A 20,079-nucleotide genomic window follows, 5' to 3' on the forward strand; every position below is an offset into this window, starting at 1 on the left:
CTCATCGGCCGGGAATGTCAGCGAACGGCAGTGCCAATGCAAAAACGCCGATCACGATCATGTGAATCCCAGGATTTCAGCGGATATCGACTGCAAAATAGGCGGTGAAGAGCCAGGATCGGCGGCTTTATGCGGGAATCTCGGCATATGACAATGAGAGCATTGCGTCTGATGCATTGCTGCATTGCGAAAGCCGGTCTGTTCATGCACCCCTCGGCGTTATATCTAATCCCTCGAAGGCAGCGCACCTCCTCCTCCCAGCGCTCCTTCAATGATTGGCAACACTCCTCCTCCCAGTTGCCAATCCGGATCAAGAGCCCGATGCATCCTCCTCCCGCATCGGGCTCTTTTTTATTCCACCATCCTCTATCACTTCCCGGACACACGAAGGCGTTGCGCCTTTGCAATGCCGCTGCGAATTAGTAGCGCATCATGTGGCCGGAGACCGCTGCAGTGGCTTGCGTCACAGGCGCCCATGCGTAGAGTGGCGCAGCATTCCGACGGTAAGGAAAGGTTGCATGATGCAGCGCATGGCGGGTTCGGGCCGATGGGGCAGAGTATTCTTCCGAACTGTTGCCGTGGTTGCGACGTTGTCGCTTGCGGCCTGCGGTCGCCCGGTCGGCGTCATGCAGCCGGTGGACGAAAACGTTCCCGGCACGTCGAAGGTCGATCTCCTCGTTGCCACCACGCGCCTGCCGGATAAGGATCCGGCGATCCTGTTTTCGGGCGAGCGCGGACCGGGGCTGAAGATAGATGCCGTCAGCATCTCCATCCCGCCGGAGGCCAATCGCAAGGTTGGCCAGGTTCAGTGGCCGAGCCGGCTGCCGGGCAACCCGTTGAAGAATTTCGTTACGCTGGCCGTCAAGCCGTTGCCGACCGAAGCGGACGGGCGTGGCTGGCTGCATGCGGAATTGCCGAAGAACAAGCGGGTGCTGATCTTCGTGCACGGTTTCAACAATCGCTATGAGGATGCGGTCTATCGCTTCGCGCAGATCGTTCACGATTCGCATGCCGATGTCGCGCCGATCGTGTTCACCTGGCCGTCGCGCGCCAGCATTTTCGACTACGCCTACGACAAGGAAAGCACCAACTATTCCCGCGATTCGCTCGAGGAACTGCTGCGGCGCGTCGCGGCGGATCCTTCCGTCGGCGACATCACCGTCATGGCGCATTCGATGGGCAGCTGGCTCGCAGTCGAATCGCTCCGGCAAATGGCGATCCGCAACGGCCGCGTCGCGCCGAAGATCAAGAACGTCATCCTGGCCTCGCCCGATCTGGACGTCGATGTCTTCGCGCGGCAGTTTGCCGCCCTCGGCAAGGAGAAGCCGCACTTCACGCTGTTCGTCTCGCGCGATGACCGGGCTCTTTCCCTGTCGCGGCGCATTTCCGGCAATATCGACCGCCTTGGCCAGATCGATCCCGCAGCCGAACCCTATCGCAGCGCGCTGGAAAAGCAGGGCATCACCGTGCTGGATCTCACCAAGCTCAAGACCGGCGATGGCCTCAATCACGGCAAGTTCGCCGAGAGCCCGGAAGTGGTGAGGTTGATCGGCGCACGGCTCATCGAAGGCCAGACCATCACCGATTCCGATGTCGGCATCGGCGACGCGGTCGGCGCGGTGGCGCTCGGCGCCGCCCAGACGGTCGGCAGCGTGGCGGGAGCGGCCGTCAGTGCCCCGATTGCCATCTTCGATCCCCGCACGCGTCAGAACTACGGCGAACAATTGCGCCGTGTCGGTGCTTCCGCCGGCAATACCGTCGGTTCGCTTGGCGATAGCGTGGAGGCAACCGGCAGCAATGTCGGCGAAGCCCTGGGTCAATAAGCCATTCCCGATCTGATTTGCGGCGGCGGCCCTCATCGCCGCTGTAAAACGCCATAGCCATGTCGCTCAATCTGATATATCAGAGGATCGCGCCTGTCGGCGCGTGGCATATTTGCGGATGGCTTCGGACATCGGCGGCGACAGCCCGGCTGGCGGCCGATATGATGACCGGCATGAAGCGTCCGTTCACATGACGCCGTTCGCATCAACCGCTACCAGGAGGAAAACCATGTCCGATACCGAAAAGCCCGTTGCACTGATTACCGGTGGTGGCCGTGGCATGGGCGAAGCGATCGCCCGCGAACTGGCCGCCAACGGCTATCGGCTGGCGCTGATGTCGCCATCGGAAAGCTGCGAGACGCTGGCCGCCGAGCTCGGCGGTGTTGCCTCGCGCGGCGTGGCGGAGAAGGCCGAGGATATCCAGGCGATCTTCGACCTGACGATGAAGAGCTATGGCCGCATCGACGCCGTGGTCAATCACACCGGCCATCCGCCGAAGGGCGATCTGCTCGATATCTCGGACGAAAGCTGGACGCTTGGTTCCGACATGATGATCCTGTCGCTCGTGCGCATGGCGCGGCTGGTGACGCCGGTCATGCTGAAGCAGGGCAAGGGCGCCTTCGTCAACATCACCACCTTTGCCGCCTACGAGCCGTCGCTGGTCTTCCCGGTCTCCTGCACCTATCGCGCTGCCGCCGGCGCCTTCACCAAGCTCTATTCCGATCGCTATGCGGCCGACAACATCCGCATGAACTGCATCCTGCCCGGCTACATCGATAGCCTGAACCACAAGCCGGAAACCGCCGAGAAGGTGCCGATGAAGCGCATCGGCCTGATGAGCGAGATCGCCAAGACTGCAGCGTTCCTGTTGTCGGATGGCGCCGGCTACATCACCGGCCAGAATATCCGCGTCGATGGCGGCATTACGCGACACGTCTGATTGGAGTACATGAGATGAGATGGAAGCGCACGATCCAGCTGCTGGACGTTCATTGCGAAGGGGAAATCGGCAAGGTCGCCATCGGCGGCGTACCGAAGATCCCCGGCAACAGCATTGCCGAGCAGCTGCATTGGCTGAACACCGATCCGAAGGGCCAGGAGCTGCGCCGCTTCCTCGTGCTGGAGCCGCGCGGCGCGCCGATCGGCTCTGTCAACCTGCTGCTGCCGGCCAAACATCCCGAGGCCGATGCCGGCTTCATCATCCTGCAGCCGGACCAGGCCCATGCAAGCTCAGGCTCCAATTCCATCTGCGTGACCACGGCATTGCTCGAATCCGGTATCGTCGAGATGAAGGAGCCGGAAACGGTCGTTACCCTCGATACGGCGGCAGGCCTCGTCCGCGCCACGGCGACCTGCCGCGATGGCCGCTGCGAGAAGGTGCGGCTGACCATGGTGCCGTCCTTCGTGCATGAGCTGGATGTCGAGCTCGACACGCCGCAATGGGGCAGGATCAAGCTCGACCTGTGCTATGGCGGCATCTTCTATGGGCTCGTCGATGTCGGCCAGATCGGCCTGACGATCGAAAAGGGCAATGCGGCAGCGCTCGTCCAGGCCGGGATGATTCTCAAGGATGCGATCAACCGGACGATGTCCGTGGTTCACCCGGAAATCCCGGCGATCTCCGGCGTCGCCTACGTCATGTTCCGCGATATCGATAGCGATGGCGCCATCCGCACCTGCACGACCATGTGGCCCGGCCGCGCCGACCGCTCGCCCTGCGGCACCGGAAATTCCGCCAACCTGGCGACGCTGCACGCGCGCGGCAAGGCCAAGGTCGGCGATGTCTTCAAGTCACGCTCGATCATCGGTTCGGAGTTCGAGGTCGGTCTGCAGGCGGTGACCGAGGTTGCCGGCAAGCCGGCCATCATCCCCACCATCACCGGCCGAGGCTTCACCTTCGGCCTCAGTCAGGTGGCGCTCGATCCTTTCGACCCGATGGCGGAAGGCTTCGCGATGACGGACGTCTGGGGGCCTTCGGCGGGGGAGATTTGAGGGCGGGTGAAGGCTCGATTGTTCTAGGTCGGGCGGAGAGTTCAGCCCCTCACCCTAACCCTCTCCCCGCAGGCGGGGAGAGGGGACTACCTCTCAGTATCGTCTGAGCAATTGGCTGGAAAGAAGGCTGTGGGTGCCCCCATCTCCTTCGCCCCGCAAGCGGGGAGAAGGTGGCCGAAGGCCGGATGAGGGGCACTTTCCTATCCCTTGGGATAAATCACACCCTTGCGCAGGATGATATTGCCGTAGAGCCGCGGCTCGCTGGTCTGGACCAGCGCATGGGTTTGCTTCACCCGCTCATAGAACTCCGCTGGCAGCAGGGGAACGACCCTGATGTCCGGAACGTGCCGCGCGCAGCACTCGATCATTTCGGCATGAACGGGATCGACGGCGTCGCGGTCCTGACGGACGGTTGCCCGGAAAATCGCCTGCGGCACGAAATCGTCGATCGGCAGCACGCTCAGCACGGCATCGAGCACGGGGATGACGCCGTGGCCGTCGAGACGGATGAGGCGGCGTGCATGTTCGAGGCCGGGATAATTTCCATCGACAAGGGCGATTTCGTCGCCGTGGCCCATGGCGCGCAGCGTCGCCAGCAACTCCGGGCTCAACAGCGGGTCAATGCCCTTCAACATGCTCTATCTCCTTGAAAAGTACATTCTGGTCGATCAGGTAGCGCGCGAAGATCGGCAGGCTGGCGCCACCGATGGCCCGCGCCTGCGGTCCCACGGCGCCTTCGACGATCTCGGGCATGACGACACCCTGCAGATCCAGTTCGGCGGCGGCCTTGATGGTGGCGCGCACCACCCGTTCCCGCACCCAGTCGGGGAAGCCGCCGTCGATGACCGCGGCGCTGAAATCGATGACCGAGGCAGAGGCGACGATCGCCTGCGCCAGGGCCTTGGCCGTATCCTGGATCCAGATTTCCAGCGGCTCACCGAAATCGATCCAGTTGTCGGCCGAGTACCAGAGGGGGCGCGGGTCGAAGCCGTGATCCCTCAAGAGATTTTCGAGCACGAAGATCGAGGCGATTTCCAGAAGCTGGCGATTCTCGCCATTGCGGCCGCGCACGGGCAGGGGACCGAGAGCGCCGGCCGTGCCGGTCCGGCCGACGAAGATCGACGAATTGAGAACGATGCCGCCGCCGAGGAAGGAGCCGATGAAGAAATAGACGAAATCCGGATAGTGCGAGCCGACGCCGAAGACCAGCTCCGCGCCGCAGGCACTGGTGGCGTCGTTCTGCAGGAAGACGGGATAGGCCACGCGCGAGGCGATCTCGGCGCGAAGGTCGAACCCGCGCCAGACATCCATCGCTCCGGGCGGCGCGCCCACCTGCTCGGCCCAGTTCCATAGCTCGAACGGCGCGGCGACGCCGATGCCGGCGAGCTTGCGGCGCTCCTCTTCGCTGAGGCGGCCCTCCAGTTCCCGGATCCCGGCCGTGACGAAGGCGATGATGTCCTGCGGCAGCGGGTAGGGATAGGTCTGATGGAGCTGCATCCTGATGCCGCCGATGAAATCCATCAGCACGAGATCGGCGCTGCGCCGGCCGATCTTGACACCGAAGGAGAGCACCGCGTCCGGGTTGAGCCGCATGGGAATGGATGGCTGCCCGACGCGGCCACGCACCGGCGCATCGCGCGACAGCAGGCCGTCCTTTTCCAGCTCCCGCATGATGACGGAAACGGTTTGCGCCGAAAGGCCGCTGCGCCGGGCGATATCGGCCTTGGACAGGGCGCTGTGACGGCGCACGAGCGACAGGACGAGCCGTTCGTTATGGGCGCGCACGCCGAGCTGATTTGCGCCCCCGCTGGGGTCGAGAATCGCTGGCGTTGTGGGTGTGTCCTCAGGGTCGTGCACAAGAGACATGAGCCTGCTCCTTCCACCATGGCCATGCCCTATTTTTTGGCAGAATGCCACATCCAATTAATAATTCAATCCGATTTATTTATTGACAGCTGGAAATCTTTAGGCTCAGATATGGACCGTCGGGGATGCATATATGGCCTTGGAGGAGGTCCGCCGGAAACAATCCGAGAGGCATTGCGTATCTCTACGCCGGGTTTTGGCCCGGGGGTTGCCGGAAGGTCCGGCCTTTCAAACATCGGGAGGATTGAATGAAGAAATCTGTTATTTCCACCGCGTTCGCCGCGCTGGCCATCGGCGTCGCCTTTGCCGCGCCGGCCAAGGCTGCCGACGTATCCGCCTGCCTCATCACCAAGACCGATACCAATCCCTTCTTCGTCAAGATGAAGGAAGGCGCGACCGCCAAGGCCAAGGAACTCGGTGTGACGCTGAAGTCCTATGCCGGCAAGATCGACGGCGACAGCGAAAGCCAGGTTGCCGCAATCGAAAGCTGCATCGCCGATGGCGCCAAGGGTATCCTGATCGCCGCTTCCGATACCAAGGGTATCGTTCCCACGGTCAAGAAGGCGCGGGATGCCGGTCTGCTTGTTATCGCGCTCGATACGCCGCTGGAGCCGGCTGATTCCGCTGACGCGACCTTCGCGACGGACAACCTGCTTGCCGGCAAGCTCGTCGGCCAGTGGGCGAAGGAAACCCTGGGCGACAAGGCAAAGGATGCCAAAATCGGCTTCCTCGACCTGACGCCGTCGCAGCCGTCCGTCGACGTCCTGCGCGACCAGGGCTTCATGATGGGCTTCGGCATCGACACCAAGGATCCGAACAAGATCGGCGACGAAACCGATTCCCGCATCGTCGGCCATGACGTCACCAACGGCAACGAGGAAGGCGGCCGCAAGGCCATGGAAAACCTTCTGCAGAAGGACTCCAGCATCAACGTCATCCACACCATCAACGAACCGGCTGCCGTCGGCGCCTACCAGGCCCTGAAGGCCGTCGGCCTCGAAAAGCAGGTCCTGATCGTCTCCATCGACGGCGGTTGCCCGGGCGTGAAGTCGGTCACCGAAGGCGTGATCGGCGCGACCGCTCAGCAGTACCCGCTGATGATGGCGTCCCTCGGCGTCGAGGCCATCAAGAAGTTCGCCGACTCCGGCGAAAAGCCAAAGCCGACGGAAGGCAAGTCCTTCTTCGACACGGGCGTCTCCCTGGTGACGGACAAGCCGGTTTCCGGCGTCAAGTCCATCGACACCAAGGAAGGCCTCAACAAGTGCTGGGGCTAAGCCCCTCACGGATGTGATATAGTCCCTTGAGGAGCCGCGTCATGCGCCTGCTGGCGCGGCTCTTCTTATAGGGAGCAGACAATCGCAACAGTCACGTCGGCCGGGTTCATCTCCTGGCTGGCCCCCAACAGCCGGCGGTTCCCGTACATGCGGCGCGGTGGCGGAGGAATAATATGTCCGGAGCACAGGAATTCGAACGTGTTCTCGACGGCAGCGACAAGAAAGTCGCCTCGTTCGAGCATCAAGATGTCTCTCTTCTCAAGCGCGTGCAGCACTTTCTGCATTCGACCCCGGCGGCTGTGCCGCTGATCGTGCTGGTGCTGGCGATTGTGATCTTCGGCATCGCCATCGGCGGCCGGTTCTTCTCCGCCTATACGCTGACGCTGATCCTGCAGCAGATCGCGATCGTCGGTATTCTCGGCGCGGCCCAGACGCTGGTCATCCTGACCGCCGGCATCGATCTGTCGATCGGTGTCATCATGGTCATTTCCTCCGTCGTCATGGGCAATGTCGCCGTGACATACGGGCTGCCGACGCCGATCGCCATTCTGGCCGGCATGGTTGCGGGCGGCCTTTGCGGCCTGCTCAACGGCTTCCTTGTCGCCAATATGAAGCTGCCGCCGTTTATCGTGACGCTCGGCACCTGGAACATCGTCATGGCGACGAATTTCATCTATTCGGCCAACGAGACCATTCGCGATACCGATGTCGACGAACAGGCGCCGCTGCTGCATTTCTTCGCTATCAGCTTCCGCCTCGGCGGCGCCGTGCTGACCCTTGGCGTCATCGCCATGGTGCTTCTGGTCATCGTCCTCTGGTACGTGCTCAACCACACCGCCTGGGGCCGCCATGTCTATGCCGTGGGCGACGATCCGGAGGCGGCGAAGCTTGCCGGTATCCAGACCAAGAAAGTGCTCCTTGCCGTCTACGGCGTTTCGGGACTGATCGCGGGCCTCGCAGCATGGGTCTCCATCGGCCGCAACGGCTCGGTTTCGCCATCCTCCGCAGTCACTGACTTCAATCTTCAGGCAATCACCGCGACGGTGATCGGCGGCATCTCGCTCTTTGGCGGCCGCGGCTCGATCCTCGGCACGCTCTTCGGCGCCATGATCGTCGGCGTCGTCTCCATGGGCCTCAACATGCTCGGAGCCGATCCGCAGTGGAAGGTGCTTCTGACCGGCGTTCTCATCATCGGCGCCGTCGCGATCGATCAATGGATCAGAAAGGTATCGGCATGACCCCGACCGGCGAACCCATTCTCACCGCCCGCGGCCTCGTCAAGCGCTATGGACGCGTCACCGCGCTCGACAATGCCGATTTCGACCTTTATCCCGGCGAGATCCTTGCCGTGATCGGCGACAACGGCGCCGGAAAATCCTCGCTGATCAAGGCGATTTCCGGCGCAGTCATTCCCGATGAGGGCGAGATCAAGCTGGAGGGAAAAACCGTCCAGTTCCGCTCGCCGATGGAAGCGCGCGAAGCCGGTATCGAGACGGTCTATCAGAACCTGGCCCTCTCGCCGGCGCTGTCGATCGCCGACAACATGTTCCTCGGCCGCGAGGTGCGCAAACCGGGCATTCTCGGCTCCGTGTTCCGTATGCTCGACCGGCCGGCGATGGAAAAGCGTGCCCGCGACAAACTGACCGAGCTCGGCCTGATGACGATCCAGAACATCAACCAGGCGGTGGAAACGCTCTCCGGCGGTCAGCGCCAGGGCGTGGCGGTGGCGCGCGCGGCAGCCTTCGGTTCCAAGGTCGTCATCATGGACGAGCCGACGGCGGCGCTCGGCGTCAAGGAAAGCCGCAAGGTCCTCGAACTCATCCTCGACGTGCGTGCCCGTGGCTTGCCGATCGTGTTGATTTCGCACAATATGCCGCACGTCTTCGAGGTGGCGGACCGCATCCACATCCATCGCCTCGGACGCCGTCTGACCGTCATCAATCCCAAGGAACATTCGATGTCCGATGCCGTTGCCTTCATGACCGGCGCCAAGGCTCCGCCGGTGGAGAACGTCGCCGCATGAGCGTATCTCTCGAGGAAATTGCCGGCGAGATCGTCGCACGCGCCGGCGATGCGAAGCGGTTTCTGGTTGCGATCGCCGGGCCACCCGGCGCCGGCAAGTCGACACTGGCTGATAATGTCGCCAAGGCGTTGAAGGCCAGGGGCGAGAGCGCCGAAGTCCTGCCGATGGATGGCTTCCACATGGATAATGCCGTCCTGATCGAGAAGGGGCTCCTGAAGCGGAAGGGCGTGCCTGAGAGTTTCGACGTTCGCGCCTTTCTCGATATCGTCAGGGCCGTCCGTGCCGCCGACCAGGAGGTGCTGGTGCCGGTCTTCGACCGCTCGCGCGAGATTGCCATTGCATCCGCCCGCATCGTGTCGCCCGATCACCGCTTCATCGTGGTCGAGGGGAACTACCTGCTGTTCAGCCAGGGCAAATGGGCGGAGCTGGAAGGCATGTTCGATTATTCGGTCATGCTCGCCCCGCCGATGGAGGTGCTGGAGGAGCGGCTGTGGGCACGCTGGAAGGGCTACGATCTGGATGACGAAGCCTCCCGCGCCAAGGTCTATGGCAACGATCTGCCCAACGGACGGTTGATCCTGGAAAACCGCCGCCGCGCCGACGTCACCATCGATATCGTTCAAGACTGAGCATCTTGATGATTTAACCGCCGTCGCGGATTGTTTTGCGGGGGCGGTTGGTGCTATCGACGCGCGATATCGAAAGAGCACGATGCCGAAGGGCCTAAGCCGGCTTTCGCGCAAGATCGCGCTCATATTTCCAGAGGTCGCGCCCATGCAAAAGCTCACCATCCGCCGTCCCGACGATTGGCATCTGCATCTGCGCGACGGAGCCATGCTGGAAGGCGTGATCGGCGACACCTCCAGGCATTTCGCCCGCGCCATCATCATGCCCAATCTCGTGCCGCCGGTCGTGACCACCGCCGACGCGACTGCCTATCGCGAGCGTATCCTGAAGGCACTGCCATCCGGCGACCGCTTCCAGCCGCTGATGACGCTCTATCTCACCGAGCACACCAGCCCCGACGATGTCGAGGAAGGCAGGAAAAGCGGCCTGATCACCGCCGTGAAGCTCTATCCGGCGGGTGCGACGACGAACTCGCATGGCGGCGTGCGCAATCTCGACAACGCCATGCCCGTGCTGGAGCGTATGGCGAAGATCGGCCTGCCGCTCTGCGTCCATGGCGAGGTGACGACGCCGGAGGTGGATATTTTCGATCGCGAGGCCGTGTTCATCGAAACCGTGCTCGACCCGTTGCGGCAGCGACTGCCGGAACTGAAGGTCACGATGGAACATGTGACCACGTCCGACGGCGTGAACTATATCAAGTCGGCAAAGGCGAACCTCGCCGGCTCCATCACGACGCATCACCTCATCATCAACCGCAATGCCATCCTCGTCGGCGGCATTCGCCCGCATTACTACTGCCTGCCCGTCGCCAAGCGCGAGAGCCATCGCCTCGCACTGCGCGCGGCTGCCACGAGCGGCGACACCAGGTTCTTCCTCGGCACGGATTCGGCTCCGCATGTGGATCCGCTGAAGGAGTGCGCCTGCGGCTGTGCCGGCATCTACACCTCGATCAACACCATGAGCTGCCTTGCTCACGTCTTCGAGGAAGAGGACGCTCTGGGCAGGCTCGAAGCGTTCGCGTCGCTGAACGGCCCGGCCTGGTATGGGCTGCCGGTCAACGAAGACAGCATCACTCTGGTTCGCCGTCCGGATGCCGTGGCCTTCCCGGCCAAGATCGAAACCGGCGCTGGTCCCGTTACCGTCTTCGATCCAATGTTCCCGTTGCATTGGGATGTCGAAATCTAATTTCGAATTTACTTATATAAACTATTGAAGAAACGGTGAGAAACGGCCGGCAAAACAATAGCGTTTTGCCGCAATATGGGACGTATATTTTGTTGAAATATATTTTCTTTATTATTTGCCGTAACGGATTTGATACCCTTGAGGCCTAGCGTGTCGGCGATCCCCCGCGGTAGCAATGAAACCGTCGAAAGAGCATGATGCTGGTCGATTACAACTCCCTTCTTCTGGCCCTCGGCGTTTCCGCATCGTGCCTTGCGGTTACCTTGGTCGGAAACTGGTTTTCTCGCCGGCCCGATACCTTTCTCCTGACGTGCTCCGCCGGTCTTGCCCCCCTCGTCGGCGGAATTTTCATCTATGGCTCCTACGTCGATACGCCGCGGCCCATTTTTGCCATCCTGACGTTCCTGCTGTTCTTCATCGGCTTCTCAACGATCTGGGTCGCCGGTTATCAGTTTCGCACGCGCCGTTTTTCCAAGGGGCGTCTCCTGCTTGGCTGCCTGATCGGCACTGCCGCGTCGGCTGTGCCGATGCTGGCTGGCTATGACGGGCTTGCGTTCATGGGCGAAAATGTCGTCATCGGCGTGCTTCTGCTTTTGACGGCGCGCGAATACTGGCTGAGCCGCCATGAGGCGCCGACACCGCTTTACGGCATTACCGCGCTTTATACATTGACCGCCGTTTCCTTTGCGCTTTGCGCTGGCGTCCTGATTGCGGATGGCAAGCTTGTGCTCGGCCATGCGCCGGACAATTGGGCCGAGGATCTCAGCCTTGCCATCTGCATTGCCGGAATGACCGGGATCGGGGCGCTTTCGCTTGCCCTGCACCAATGGCGCCAGGCCGCGCTGCATCGCCGCGAGGCGATCACCGATTCCCTGACGGGATTGCTGAACCGCCGCGCATTGTTCGATCTCTACGGTCACCGCTCCTTCGGCCCGTCGATGGCCGTCATCATCTTCGACATCGATCGCTTCAAGGCGATCAACGACCAGTACGGCCACGCCGCCGGCGATCTCGTGCTCAAGCTGTTCGGCCAAGAGCTTTCCGTTGGCTTGCGGTCTTCCGATACGGTCGCCCGCCTCGGCGGCGAAGAGTTTGCGCTGGTTCTCGACAACACGCTGCCGGGCCGGGCGGAGCAGGTCGCCGAGCGGGTGCGTGATGCCTTTGCGGCGCGGGCGATCACTGTCGACGACAAATCCATGGTCTGCACGGTCAGCGCCGGTGTCGCGACGGGCACCGTCAAGGGCCTTGGCTTCGATGATGTCCTTCGTGCCGCCGACAAGGCGCTCTATGAGGCCAAACGCAACGGCCGCAACCGTGTCGAGGTCGCGGCCTATCTGCACGCCGTCTAGCCCGTTCTTCCCGTCATGCTGACGGCCGTCCTTCCAAGCGTTTAGAACAGCGCTCTCACGAAAGCGCATGCGCCCAGCAGAGAGGCTACCGTGCGCACATGGTTCCACCGCGTCCAGTCGGCAAGATAGGTCGACCATACCTGCGCCGACTCCGCGGAACGGCCGTCGAGCTTGTCGAGGGCGTCGTTCAAGGGCACGTTGAACACCATCGTCGAAAGAAAGCTGGCGACGAGATAGAGCGCCGCGCCCGTCAGCATCAGCACACTGATGCCGCCCCGCCAATAGACAATTGCCATCACGGCGATGAAGACCGACAAGGCTGCCGTCAGCAGGAAAAGCACGATGAAGGGGGAGCGCACGATCGTCGTATTGATCGATTGCATGGCCGCGATCCCCTGATCGACGGGAAGGCGGGCAAAGGCCTGCATGATGAAGGTCGAGAAGGCGAAGTAGACGCCGGCCAGAAGGCCGCTGCCGAGCGCCGCCATGACAAGAGCGATATTCGTGATCGGGAAGGTCATGACCGGATACTCCAGAGGCCGGTTGCGGCGGTTTCACGAGCGTAATCGGAAAAGTCCTTGGCTGGCCTGCCAAGGATCCGGCGGACGCCATCCATCACAGGCGAATTGCGACCATCGAGAACCTGCGTGAAAAGCTCATGCAGGATGCCGGTTGTCTCTTGCGGCAGGCCGTAAGCGGTCATCTCGGCAATGAAGGCATCGATCGACACCGTTTCGTAGCCGATGGCCCTGTCGGCGGCCGCTGCGATCTCGGAGACCGCTTGGCGAAATGTCAAAGCGCGCGGTCCCGTCAGTTCGTAGGTCCGGTTGCGATGGCGCGGATCGGTGAGGCATTCGACGGCGGCGTCGGCGATGTCGTCGGCATCGACAAAGGGCTCCGGCACGTCACCGGCCGGCAAAGCGAGCTTCCCCTGGAGAAGACCGTCCACGAAGGCGCCTTCGCTGAAATTCTGGCTGAACCAGCTGGCGCGCAGCACGGTGTAGTCCATGCCGGCGGCCTTGAGTTTCTCTTCGCTGCGGACGGCTCCGTCCTCGCCTCGGCCGGAAAGCAGGACGATATGCCCCATGCCGGCTTGCACGGCCGTTTTCGCAAAGGCTGAAATCGCCTCCGCCGCCCAGTCGACGGCGAGATCGGGCTGGAAGGTGACATAGGCGGCGGAAGCGCCTTCGAGTGCCTGATGCCATGTGCTGCGGTCCTGCCAATCGAAACGAGGCGTCGTCGAGCGCGAGGCGGCGCGAATCTTGATGCCGCGCTCCGTCAGACGTCCGGCAACCCGGCCGCCGGTTTTTCCCAATCCGCCGATTATGGCGATCGTCGAGATCTGCATATCAAGCTCCTCCGGTAAAATGTGATAAATTCTCTCATTTGCGAAATGTGATAAACTCTCTTATATTGCTTGTCAACAATGACAGGCAGGCAATGACATGACGCAGGAACCCATCGCGAAACGCAGGCGCAGCAAGGACGAGGCAGGCACGCCGCGGCGCATACCCAGCCAGCAGCGCGGCCGCGAACGCGTGGAACGAATCCTTTCGGTGGCATCCGAGCTGATCGCGAAGAACGGCAGCGATGCGCTGCGCATGGGCGAGATTGTCGAAAAGGCGGGCGTGTCCTTCGGCTCGCTCTATCAGTATTTCCCGGACAAGACGGCGATCATCCGCGTGCTGGCCGAACGCTTCAACGAGCAGGGCCGTCAATGCGTCGAGGACGAGCTGCTGGCGATCAAGAGCGCCGACGAGCTCCAGGCCGCCCTTGGCCGCATCGTCGACGGCTACTATGCGATGTTTCTCGATGAGCCCGTCATGCGTGACATCTGGCACGCCACCCACGCCGACAAGCTGCTGCAGCAGATCGACGCCGAAGACATGGAATGGCATTCGCAGGCTTTTCTCACCGTCCTCGAACGCCTGTGGCCGAAGCGCGACCAATCCGAACTCGCACGGATCGCCCGACTGACCATGCAGCTGGTCGCGGCCGCGGTCCGCTATGCGATTTCGATCGAGCGGGAGGAGGGCGACAAGGTGATTGCGTTGTTCAAGGCCATGCTGCCCGCCGATCTCGCCATGGTCCGATAGGCAACTGTGGGCGGCGGAATGCCGGCTGCGCCCGCGACGGATGCCTGCAAAACCTCCCATGCGTCTGGAAACTCGGGCCGCTTGCTGCTATTGCCGCTGGAACATTAGCGCTGCGAAGGAGGCCCCCCGCATGACCCAGATGACATTTACCGATCGCGCCGTCATGGCTGAGCTGGTGGCAAAGATGCTTTGGGAAATCAAGGCGGTCCATTTCAGCGCCGACAAGCCCTATAAATTCGCCTCCGGCATGGCGAGCCCGGTCTATATCGATTGCCGCAAGCTGATCTCCTATCCGCGCATCCGCTCCACGGTCATGGATTTCGCCGCAAGCATCATCGTGCGCAATGCGGGCTTCGAGCAGTTCGACTGCGTTGCCGGCGGCGAGACGGCGGGCATTCCTTTCGCCGCCTTCCTGGCCGAGCGCCTCGACCTGCCGATGATCTATGTCCGCAAGCAGCCGAAGGGTCATGGCCGCAACGCCCAGATCGAAGGCGATATGAAGGACGGCGCCCGCGTGCTCGTCATCGAGGACCTGACGACGGCCGGCGGCAGCATGTTCACCTTCATCGACGCCATCCGCGCGGCCGGCGGTATCGTCGATCACGGCATGGCGCTGTTCTACTACGGCATCTTCCCCGAGGCGGAAGAGCGTTTTGCCAATAGAAACGTCCGCCTGCATCACATCGCCACCTGGCGCGATGTGCTCGCCGTCGCCAAGGAGCAGAAGCTGTTCGATGAGAAGACGCTCGAGGAAGTCGAGGCCTTCCTCAATGCACCGCTCGCATGGTCCGGCTGGAACGGCGGCATTTCGGAGCTGCCCAAATGACGCTTTGCTTTTGCCGCGAATTTATCTAATCGATTTATGAGACTGGATAAGACAGACGCGCTCTTTAGGAGGCCGGAATGATATTGTGCTGTGGCGAAGCTTTGATCGACATGCTGCCGCGGGAGACGACGCAGGGCGAAAAGGGCTTTGCCCCCTATGCCGGCGGCGCGATCTTCAACACCGCGATAGCGCTTGGCCGTCTCGGCGTTCCCACAGGCTTTTTCACCGGCCTTGCCGATGACATGATGGGCGATATCCTGCGCGAAACGCTGTCTGCCTCCAAGGTCGATTTCAGCTATTGCGCCATCACGCCGCGCCCGAGCACGATCGCTTTCGTCAAGCTCGTCAACGGCCAGGCAACTTACGCCTTCTACGACGAAGGCACGGCTGGCCGCATGATCACCGAAGCTGACTTGCCCACACTCGGCGATGATTGCGAAGCCCTGCATTTCGGCGCGATCAGCCTGATCCCCAATCCGTGCGGCGCGACCTACGAGGCGCTGATGAAGCGCGAGCACCAGAGCCGCGTGATCTCGCTCGATCCGAACATTCGCCCGGGCTTCATCAAGGACAAGGCCGCTCACATGGCTCGCCTCAACCGCATGGTCGCCATGTCCGACATCCTGAAGTTCTCCGACGAGGATCTGGAATGGTTCGGCATCGCAGGCAACCACGATGAGCTGGCCGCGCACTGGCTGGGCCAGGGTGCGAAGCTCGTTGTCGTCACCAAAGGCGCCGAGGGCGCGACGGGCTATACGAAGTCGTTGAAGGTCTCCGTGCCGAGCGAACGCGTCACGGTCGTCGATACCGTCGGCGCCGGCGACACGTTCGATGCCGGCATCCTGGCGTCGCTGAAGATGAACAATCTGCTGACCAAGGCGCAGGTGGCCTCGCTCGACGAGAAGGCGTTGCAGGATGCGCTGGCTCTGGGTGCCAAGGCTGCCGCTGTCACGGTATCGCGCGCGGGCGCCAATCCGCCTTGGGCAAGTGAGATCGGGCTTTAGTCTTTCATCGGCCTTGCGGGTGCGGAGAGGCCGCCCCCCTCTGTCCCTGTCGGGACATCTCCCCCACGAGGGGGGAGATCGTTGGGAGTTTGCTGCACTTTCCACAAATGCGGTAGATACAGTTTCAGCGGATGCGATATTGGTTTGGGGCGGTGCAGCGCCACAGGCTAACAATCTCCCCCCATGTGGGGGAGATGTCACGACAGTGACAGAGGGGGGGGGTGAGTACTCTCCGCGAACTCGCGGACAAGATAGGGTAGACCTAAATCCACCCCACCAAAACCCTTACTTCGCCCGGCTTGCCAGAGCAGCCACCAACCCCTGCGTCGAGGAATCGTGGCCGGCGGCGCTTTCCTTGCCTTCGATCACGGGTAGCAGGCCCGTTGCCAGTTCCTTGCCGAGCTCGACGCCCCACTGGTCGAAGGAATTGATGCGGAACAGCACGCCTTCGACGAAGACGCGATGTTCGTAGAGTGCGATCAGGCGGCCGAGCGCATAGGGCGTCAGCTTGTCATAGACGAAGGTGATCGACGGGCGGTTGCCGGTAAAGACGCGGTGCGGCGCGATGAAATCGGCCTTCTTGTCGTCCATGCCCTTGGAGGTGAGCTGGGCCTTGGCTTCTTCGAAGGTACGGCCCTTCATCAGCGCTTCCGACTGCGCCACGCAATTGGCCATCAAAAGCTGATGCTGGTGGCGTAGGTTCGGCTCGAAGCCGTTGGCGGCGATCATGAACTCGGCCGGGATGACGCTCGTGCCCTGATGGATGAGCTGGTAGAAGGCGTGCTGGCCGTTGGTGCCGGGCTCGCCCCAGACGACCGGGCCGGAATTGCCTTCGACCGGCGTGCCGTCGATGGTGACGCCTTTGCCGTTCGATTCCATGTCGAGCTGCTGCAGATAGGCCGGGAAGCGCGACAGGCGCTGGTCATAGGGTAGGATCGCGCGCGTCGGATAGCCGAGCACGTTGCGATGATAGAAGCCGATGAGGCCGAGCAGCATCGGCAGGTTTTCCCTGAACGGCGCCTTGCGGAAATGGTTGTCCATCGCGTGCGCGCCGTCGAGGAACTTGCCGAAGTTTTCCGGGCCGACGGCGATCATCAGCGGTAGGCCGATGGCCGACCAGATCGAGTAGCGGCCGCCGACCCAGTCCCAGAAGCCGAAGACGCGCTCGCTGTCGATGCCGAAGGCGGCAACCTTGTCGAGCGCCGTCGAAACGGCGGCAAAGTGATGCTGCACGGCAGCCTCGCCGAGCGCGTCGGCGATGAACTTGCGCGCCGTCTGCGCGTTGGTCATCGTTTCGATCGTCGTGAAGGTCTTCGAGGCGATGATGAAGAGCGTCGCTTCCGGCTTCACGAGCTTCAGGATGTCGGCGATGTGCGCGCTGTCGATATTGGAGACGAAATGCGAGCGCGGGCCGTCGTGGAAGGGCGCCAGCGCCAGTGTCGCCATGACCGGGCCGAGATCGGAGCCGCCGATGCCGATGTTGATGACATCGGTGATCGCCTTGCCCGTCGAGCCCTTCAGCGCGCCGGAGCGGATGCCGTCGGCAAACTTGCCCATGGCGGCCAGCACGGCGTTGACGTCAGGCATGACATCCGTGCCGTCGACCAGCACAGGCGTGTTGGAGCGATTGCGCAGGGCGGTGTGCAGTACGGCGCGGTTTTCGGTGAAGTTGATGGCGACGCCCGAGAACATTTCCTCGCGCTTGGCAGCGACGCCGCCCTCGGCTGCGAGCTTCTCGAGAAGGTCGAGAATGTCGTCGTTCACCGCCGTCTTGGAATAATCCATCAGAAGATCGTCGAACGAGGCGCTGAAGCGGGAAAAGCGTTTGGGATCAGCGGTGAAGGCGGCGCGAATATCGGTGGCCTTCGTTGCCGATGCGGTGCTCTTCAGTTGATCGACGAGGGCGTTCATGGAGGACTCCTTGCGGTTCGCGCCGCTTGCCGTCGGGAGAGGGCAGGGCACTCTGAGTTGGTCGCGGAAACTATTCCCTATGTAGGGCGTAAATCAAGTTCACGTATCATCCAAAACGAAAAAAGCCGCTCGCGAAAACGGGCGAGCGGCTTTCTGAATGACACGGAATTATGTCAGCCGCGCAACTCCTTGCGCAGGATCTTGCCGACATTCGATTTCGGCAGCTCGGTGCGGAATTCGATGAAGCGCGGGCGTTTGTAGTTGGTCAGGTTTGCAGCACAATGGGCCTTGACGTCGGCCTCGGTCAGGGCCGGGTCCTTCTTGACGATGAAGAGCTTCACCGCCTCGCCGGAATGCGGGTCCGGAACGCCGATCGCCGCCGCCTCCAGGACGCCCGGATGCATGACGGCGACTTCCTCGATCTCGTTCGGATAGACGTTGAAGCCCGAGACCAGGATCATGTCCTTCTTGCGGTCGACGATCTTGGTATAGCCGCGCTCGTCCATGAAGCCCATGTCGCCGCTGCGGAAGAAACCGTCGGGCGTCATCACGCGTGCGGTTTCGGCCGGCTGCTTCCAGTAGCCGGCCATCACCTGCGGCCCGCGGATGCAGATCTCGCCGACCTCGCCGAGCGGCAGTGAGTTGCCGTTCTCGTCGCGAATGTCGAAATCGGTGCCTGTGATCGGCAGGCCGATGGTGCCGGAGAATTCGGAGCTGTCGAAGCGGTTGGCGCTTGCGACCGGCGAGGTCTCGGAAAGGCCGTAGCCCTCGGTGATCCAGGCCCCCGTCATCTTCTGCCAGCGCTCGGCCACCGGCCGCTGAACCGCCATGCCGCCGGCAAGCGTTGCGGTGTTGGAGAGGTCGAGCTTGCTGAAATCGGGGTTGTTCATCAGCGCATTGAACAGCGTGTTCAGGCCCGGGAACATGTCGAACCTGTACTTGCCCAGCTCCTTGATGAAGGCCGGGATGTCGCGCGGGTTGGCAATGAGCACGTTGTGGCCGCCGAGCGACATGCCCATCAGCGAATTCACCGTCAGCGCGAAGATGTGGTAAAGCGGCAGCGCGCAGACGAACGTCAGCTGCTCGGGCCGCGGCTTGTTGATGTAGGCGGATTGCAGCCAGAGCAGCAGTTGCTGCTGGTTGGCGAGCAGATTGGAATGCGTGAGGATGGCGCCCTTGGCAACGCCGGTCGTGCCGCCGGTATATTGCAGGAAGGCGATATCGCTGCCGGTGAGCCCGGCCGGTCTCAGCGGCAGGCGCGCGCCCTCGGAGACCACGCCCTTGAAATTGCGATGCCCGGGAATGGACCATGCCGGCACGAGCTTCTTCACCTTGCGGACGATGAAGTTGACGATGTGGCCCTTGATGCCGAGCATGTCGCCGAGCGCGGTGACGACGACATGGCGCACATCCGTATGCGCCAGAACCTGCTCCACCGTATGGGCGAAGTTTTCAAGAACGAAGATCGCCTTGGCGCCGCAATCGCGCAGCTGATGCTCGAGCTCGCGCGGCGTATAGAGCGGATTGACGTTGACGACGACTAGGCCGGCCCGAAGGATCCCATAGGTGGTGACCGGGTTTTGCAGCACGTTCGGCATCATGACGGCGACGCGGTCGCCCTTCTGAAGGCCGAGGCTCTGCAGCCAGGCCGCGATCTTGCGCGTCTGGGTGTCGAGGTCGCGATAGGTGATGGATTTGCCCATGCTGGTGAAGGCGACCCGGTCCGCATAGCGCGCGCAGCTTTCCTCCAGCAGTTCGACGAGTGACGCATGCTCCAGCGGCGGCAACTCGGCCGGTACGATGTCCGGATAGGAGGCAAGCCATATTTTCTTGACCTGCGGCCTATCCGAAGGAGCGGAGACTGAATTCATGCGCACTTCCTCCTTTACGCATCATCACCACGCCCCGCCGTCTTGAGCGGCGGATATGTAAACTGTCACCGCCCGATCGAAAAGTCTCCCGCTTTTCGCATCGCCGCGGTTGTTGCTCTCAACTAAATCATCGAAGCGTGACAAATGCTACAATAACCTTGACGTAAACGTCAATAATTGTCGCGCGCTCACGTTTTTTTACAGTTTTGAAAAAAGTGCTGGAACTTTT

Annotated in this window: 18 protein-coding genes; 12 read left to right on the forward strand and 6 right to left on the reverse strand. The window is 62.1% G+C overall.

The annotated features are described in order from the left end of the window. The first annotated feature begins 518 nt into the window (after nucleotides 1-518). The 3 genes from ACQZ6J_RS08310 (at nucleotide 519) to ACQZ6J_RS08320 (ending at nucleotide 3,815) form a co-directional block, all read left to right on the forward strand. A complete protein-coding gene (locus ACQZ6J_RS08310; RefSeq protein ID WP_449083323.1) occupies nucleotides 519-1,823 on the forward strand; it encodes an alpha/beta hydrolase in 1,305 nt (434 codons plus the stop codon). A 229-nt stretch (nucleotides 1,824-2,052) separates the two neighbouring features. Beyond that, nucleotides 2,053-2,763, forward strand: a complete 711-nt coding sequence (locus ACQZ6J_RS08315) for an SDR family oxidoreductase (RefSeq protein ID WP_163984816.1) — start codon at nucleotides 2,053-2,055, stop codon at nucleotides 2,761-2,763. 14 nt (nucleotides 2,764-2,777) lie between these two features. After that, complete coding sequence (locus ACQZ6J_RS08320) at nucleotides 2,778-3,815, forward strand: 4-hydroxyproline epimerase (protein ID WP_163984815.1); 1,038 nt, start codon at nucleotides 2,778-2,780, stop codon at nucleotides 3,813-3,815. Between the two features lie 200 nt (nucleotides 3,816-4,015). Here the strand turns inward: ACQZ6J_RS08320 and ACQZ6J_RS08325 are convergent, their stop codons facing one another. Both ACQZ6J_RS08325 and ACQZ6J_RS08330 read right to left on the reverse strand, forming a co-directional pair. Next, entirely contained in the window at nucleotides 4,016-4,450 is a 435-nt protein-coding gene (locus ACQZ6J_RS08325; protein ID WP_163984814.1) for an RbsD/FucU family protein, read from the reverse strand. Next, nucleotides 4,434-5,681, reverse strand: coding sequence for an ROK family transcriptional regulator (locus ACQZ6J_RS08330; protein WP_163984813.1), 1,248 nt, complete (start codon nucleotides 5,679-5,681; stop codon nucleotides 4,434-4,436). Before ACQZ6J_RS08330 ends, ACQZ6J_RS08325 begins: the two co-directional genes overlap by 17 nt. Nucleotides 5,682-5,929: 248 nt before the next feature. On the opposite strand from ACQZ6J_RS08330, the gene ACQZ6J_RS08335 reads away from it, so the two are divergent. From ACQZ6J_RS08335 to ACQZ6J_RS08360, 6 genes are all read left to right on the forward strand, one after another. Beyond that, on the forward strand, nucleotides 5,930-6,955 hold the full coding sequence (locus ACQZ6J_RS08335) for a sugar ABC transporter substrate-binding protein (RefSeq protein WP_163984812.1): 1,026 nt from the start codon (nucleotides 5,930-5,932) through the stop codon (nucleotides 6,953-6,955). 173 nt (nucleotides 6,956-7,128) lie between these two features. Beyond that, nucleotides 7,129-8,193: an ABC transporter permease gene (locus ACQZ6J_RS08340; RefSeq protein ID WP_163984811.1), complete on the forward strand. Its 1,065-nt coding sequence runs from the start codon at nucleotides 7,129-7,131 to the stop codon at nucleotides 8,191-8,193. Then, entirely contained in the window at nucleotides 8,169-8,978 is an 810-nt protein-coding gene (locus ACQZ6J_RS08345) for an ATP-binding cassette domain-containing protein (protein WP_204326223.1), read from the forward strand. The genes ACQZ6J_RS08340 and ACQZ6J_RS08345 overlap by 25 nt, the downstream gene beginning before the upstream one ends. Continuing rightward, nucleotides 8,975-9,607 (forward strand): nucleoside triphosphate hydrolase, encoded by a 633-nt coding sequence (locus ACQZ6J_RS08350; protein WP_449083327.1) that lies wholly within the window; start codon nucleotides 8,975-8,977, stop codon nucleotides 9,605-9,607. Before ACQZ6J_RS08345 ends, ACQZ6J_RS08350 begins: the two co-directional genes overlap by 4 nt. Before the next feature lie 145 nt (nucleotides 9,608-9,752). Next, nucleotides 9,753-10,793, forward strand: coding sequence for a dihydroorotase (gene pyrC / locus ACQZ6J_RS08355; RefSeq protein ID WP_449083329.1), 1,041 nt, complete (start codon nucleotides 9,753-9,755; stop codon nucleotides 10,791-10,793). A 197-nt stretch (nucleotides 10,794-10,990) separates the two neighbouring features. Next, a complete protein-coding gene (locus tag ACQZ6J_RS08360) occupies nucleotides 10,991-12,142 on the forward strand; it encodes a GGDEF domain-containing protein (RefSeq protein ID WP_449084153.1) in 1,152 nt (383 codons plus the stop codon). Between the two features lie 41 nt (nucleotides 12,143-12,183). Here the strand turns inward: ACQZ6J_RS08360 and ACQZ6J_RS08365 are convergent, their stop codons facing one another. Next, a complete protein-coding gene (locus ACQZ6J_RS08365) occupies nucleotides 12,184-12,663 on the reverse strand; it encodes an anthrone oxygenase family protein (protein WP_449083331.1) in 480 nt (159 codons plus the stop codon). After that, complete coding sequence (locus ACQZ6J_RS08370; protein WP_449083333.1) at nucleotides 12,660-13,490, reverse strand: SDR family oxidoreductase; 831 nt, start codon at nucleotides 13,488-13,490, stop codon at nucleotides 12,660-12,662. The genes ACQZ6J_RS08365 and ACQZ6J_RS08370 overlap by 4 nt, the downstream gene beginning before the upstream one ends. Before the next feature lie 97 nt (nucleotides 13,491-13,587). Between ACQZ6J_RS08370 and ACQZ6J_RS08375 the strand changes: the two genes are divergently transcribed. From ACQZ6J_RS08375 to ACQZ6J_RS08385, 3 genes are all read left to right on the forward strand, one after another. After that, nucleotides 13,588-14,238 carry a TetR family transcriptional regulator gene (locus ACQZ6J_RS08375; RefSeq protein ID WP_449083335.1) on the forward strand — a complete coding sequence of 217 codons (651 nt, stop codon included), beginning with the start codon at nucleotides 13,588-13,590 and terminating at the stop codon, nucleotides 14,236-14,238. A 130-nt stretch (nucleotides 14,239-14,368) separates the two neighbouring features. Next, entirely contained in the window at nucleotides 14,369-15,064 is a 696-nt protein-coding gene (locus ACQZ6J_RS08380; RefSeq protein ID WP_163984806.1) for an orotate phosphoribosyltransferase, read from the forward strand. Between the two features lie 77 nt (nucleotides 15,065-15,141). After that, nucleotides 15,142-16,068 (forward strand): carbohydrate kinase family protein, encoded by a 927-nt coding sequence (locus ACQZ6J_RS08385; RefSeq protein ID WP_163984805.1) that lies wholly within the window; start codon nucleotides 15,142-15,144, stop codon nucleotides 16,066-16,068. Between the two features lie 285 nt (nucleotides 16,069-16,353). Here the strand turns inward: ACQZ6J_RS08385 and pgi are convergent, their stop codons facing one another. After that, the gene (gene pgi, locus ACQZ6J_RS08390) at nucleotides 16,354-17,979 is read right to left on the reverse strand and encodes a glucose-6-phosphate isomerase (protein ID WP_449083338.1); all 1,626 of its coding nucleotides are present in this window, start codon (nucleotides 17,977-17,979) and stop codon (nucleotides 16,354-16,356) included. A 173-nt stretch (nucleotides 17,980-18,152) separates the two neighbouring features. Next, nucleotides 18,153-19,850, reverse strand: a complete 1,698-nt coding sequence (locus tag ACQZ6J_RS08395; RefSeq protein ID WP_449083340.1) for a long-chain-fatty-acid--CoA ligase — start codon at nucleotides 19,848-19,850, stop codon at nucleotides 18,153-18,155. Nucleotides 19,851-20,079 lie beyond the last annotated feature (229 nt).

The organism is Rhizobium sp. A37_96 (assembly GCF_053521765.1).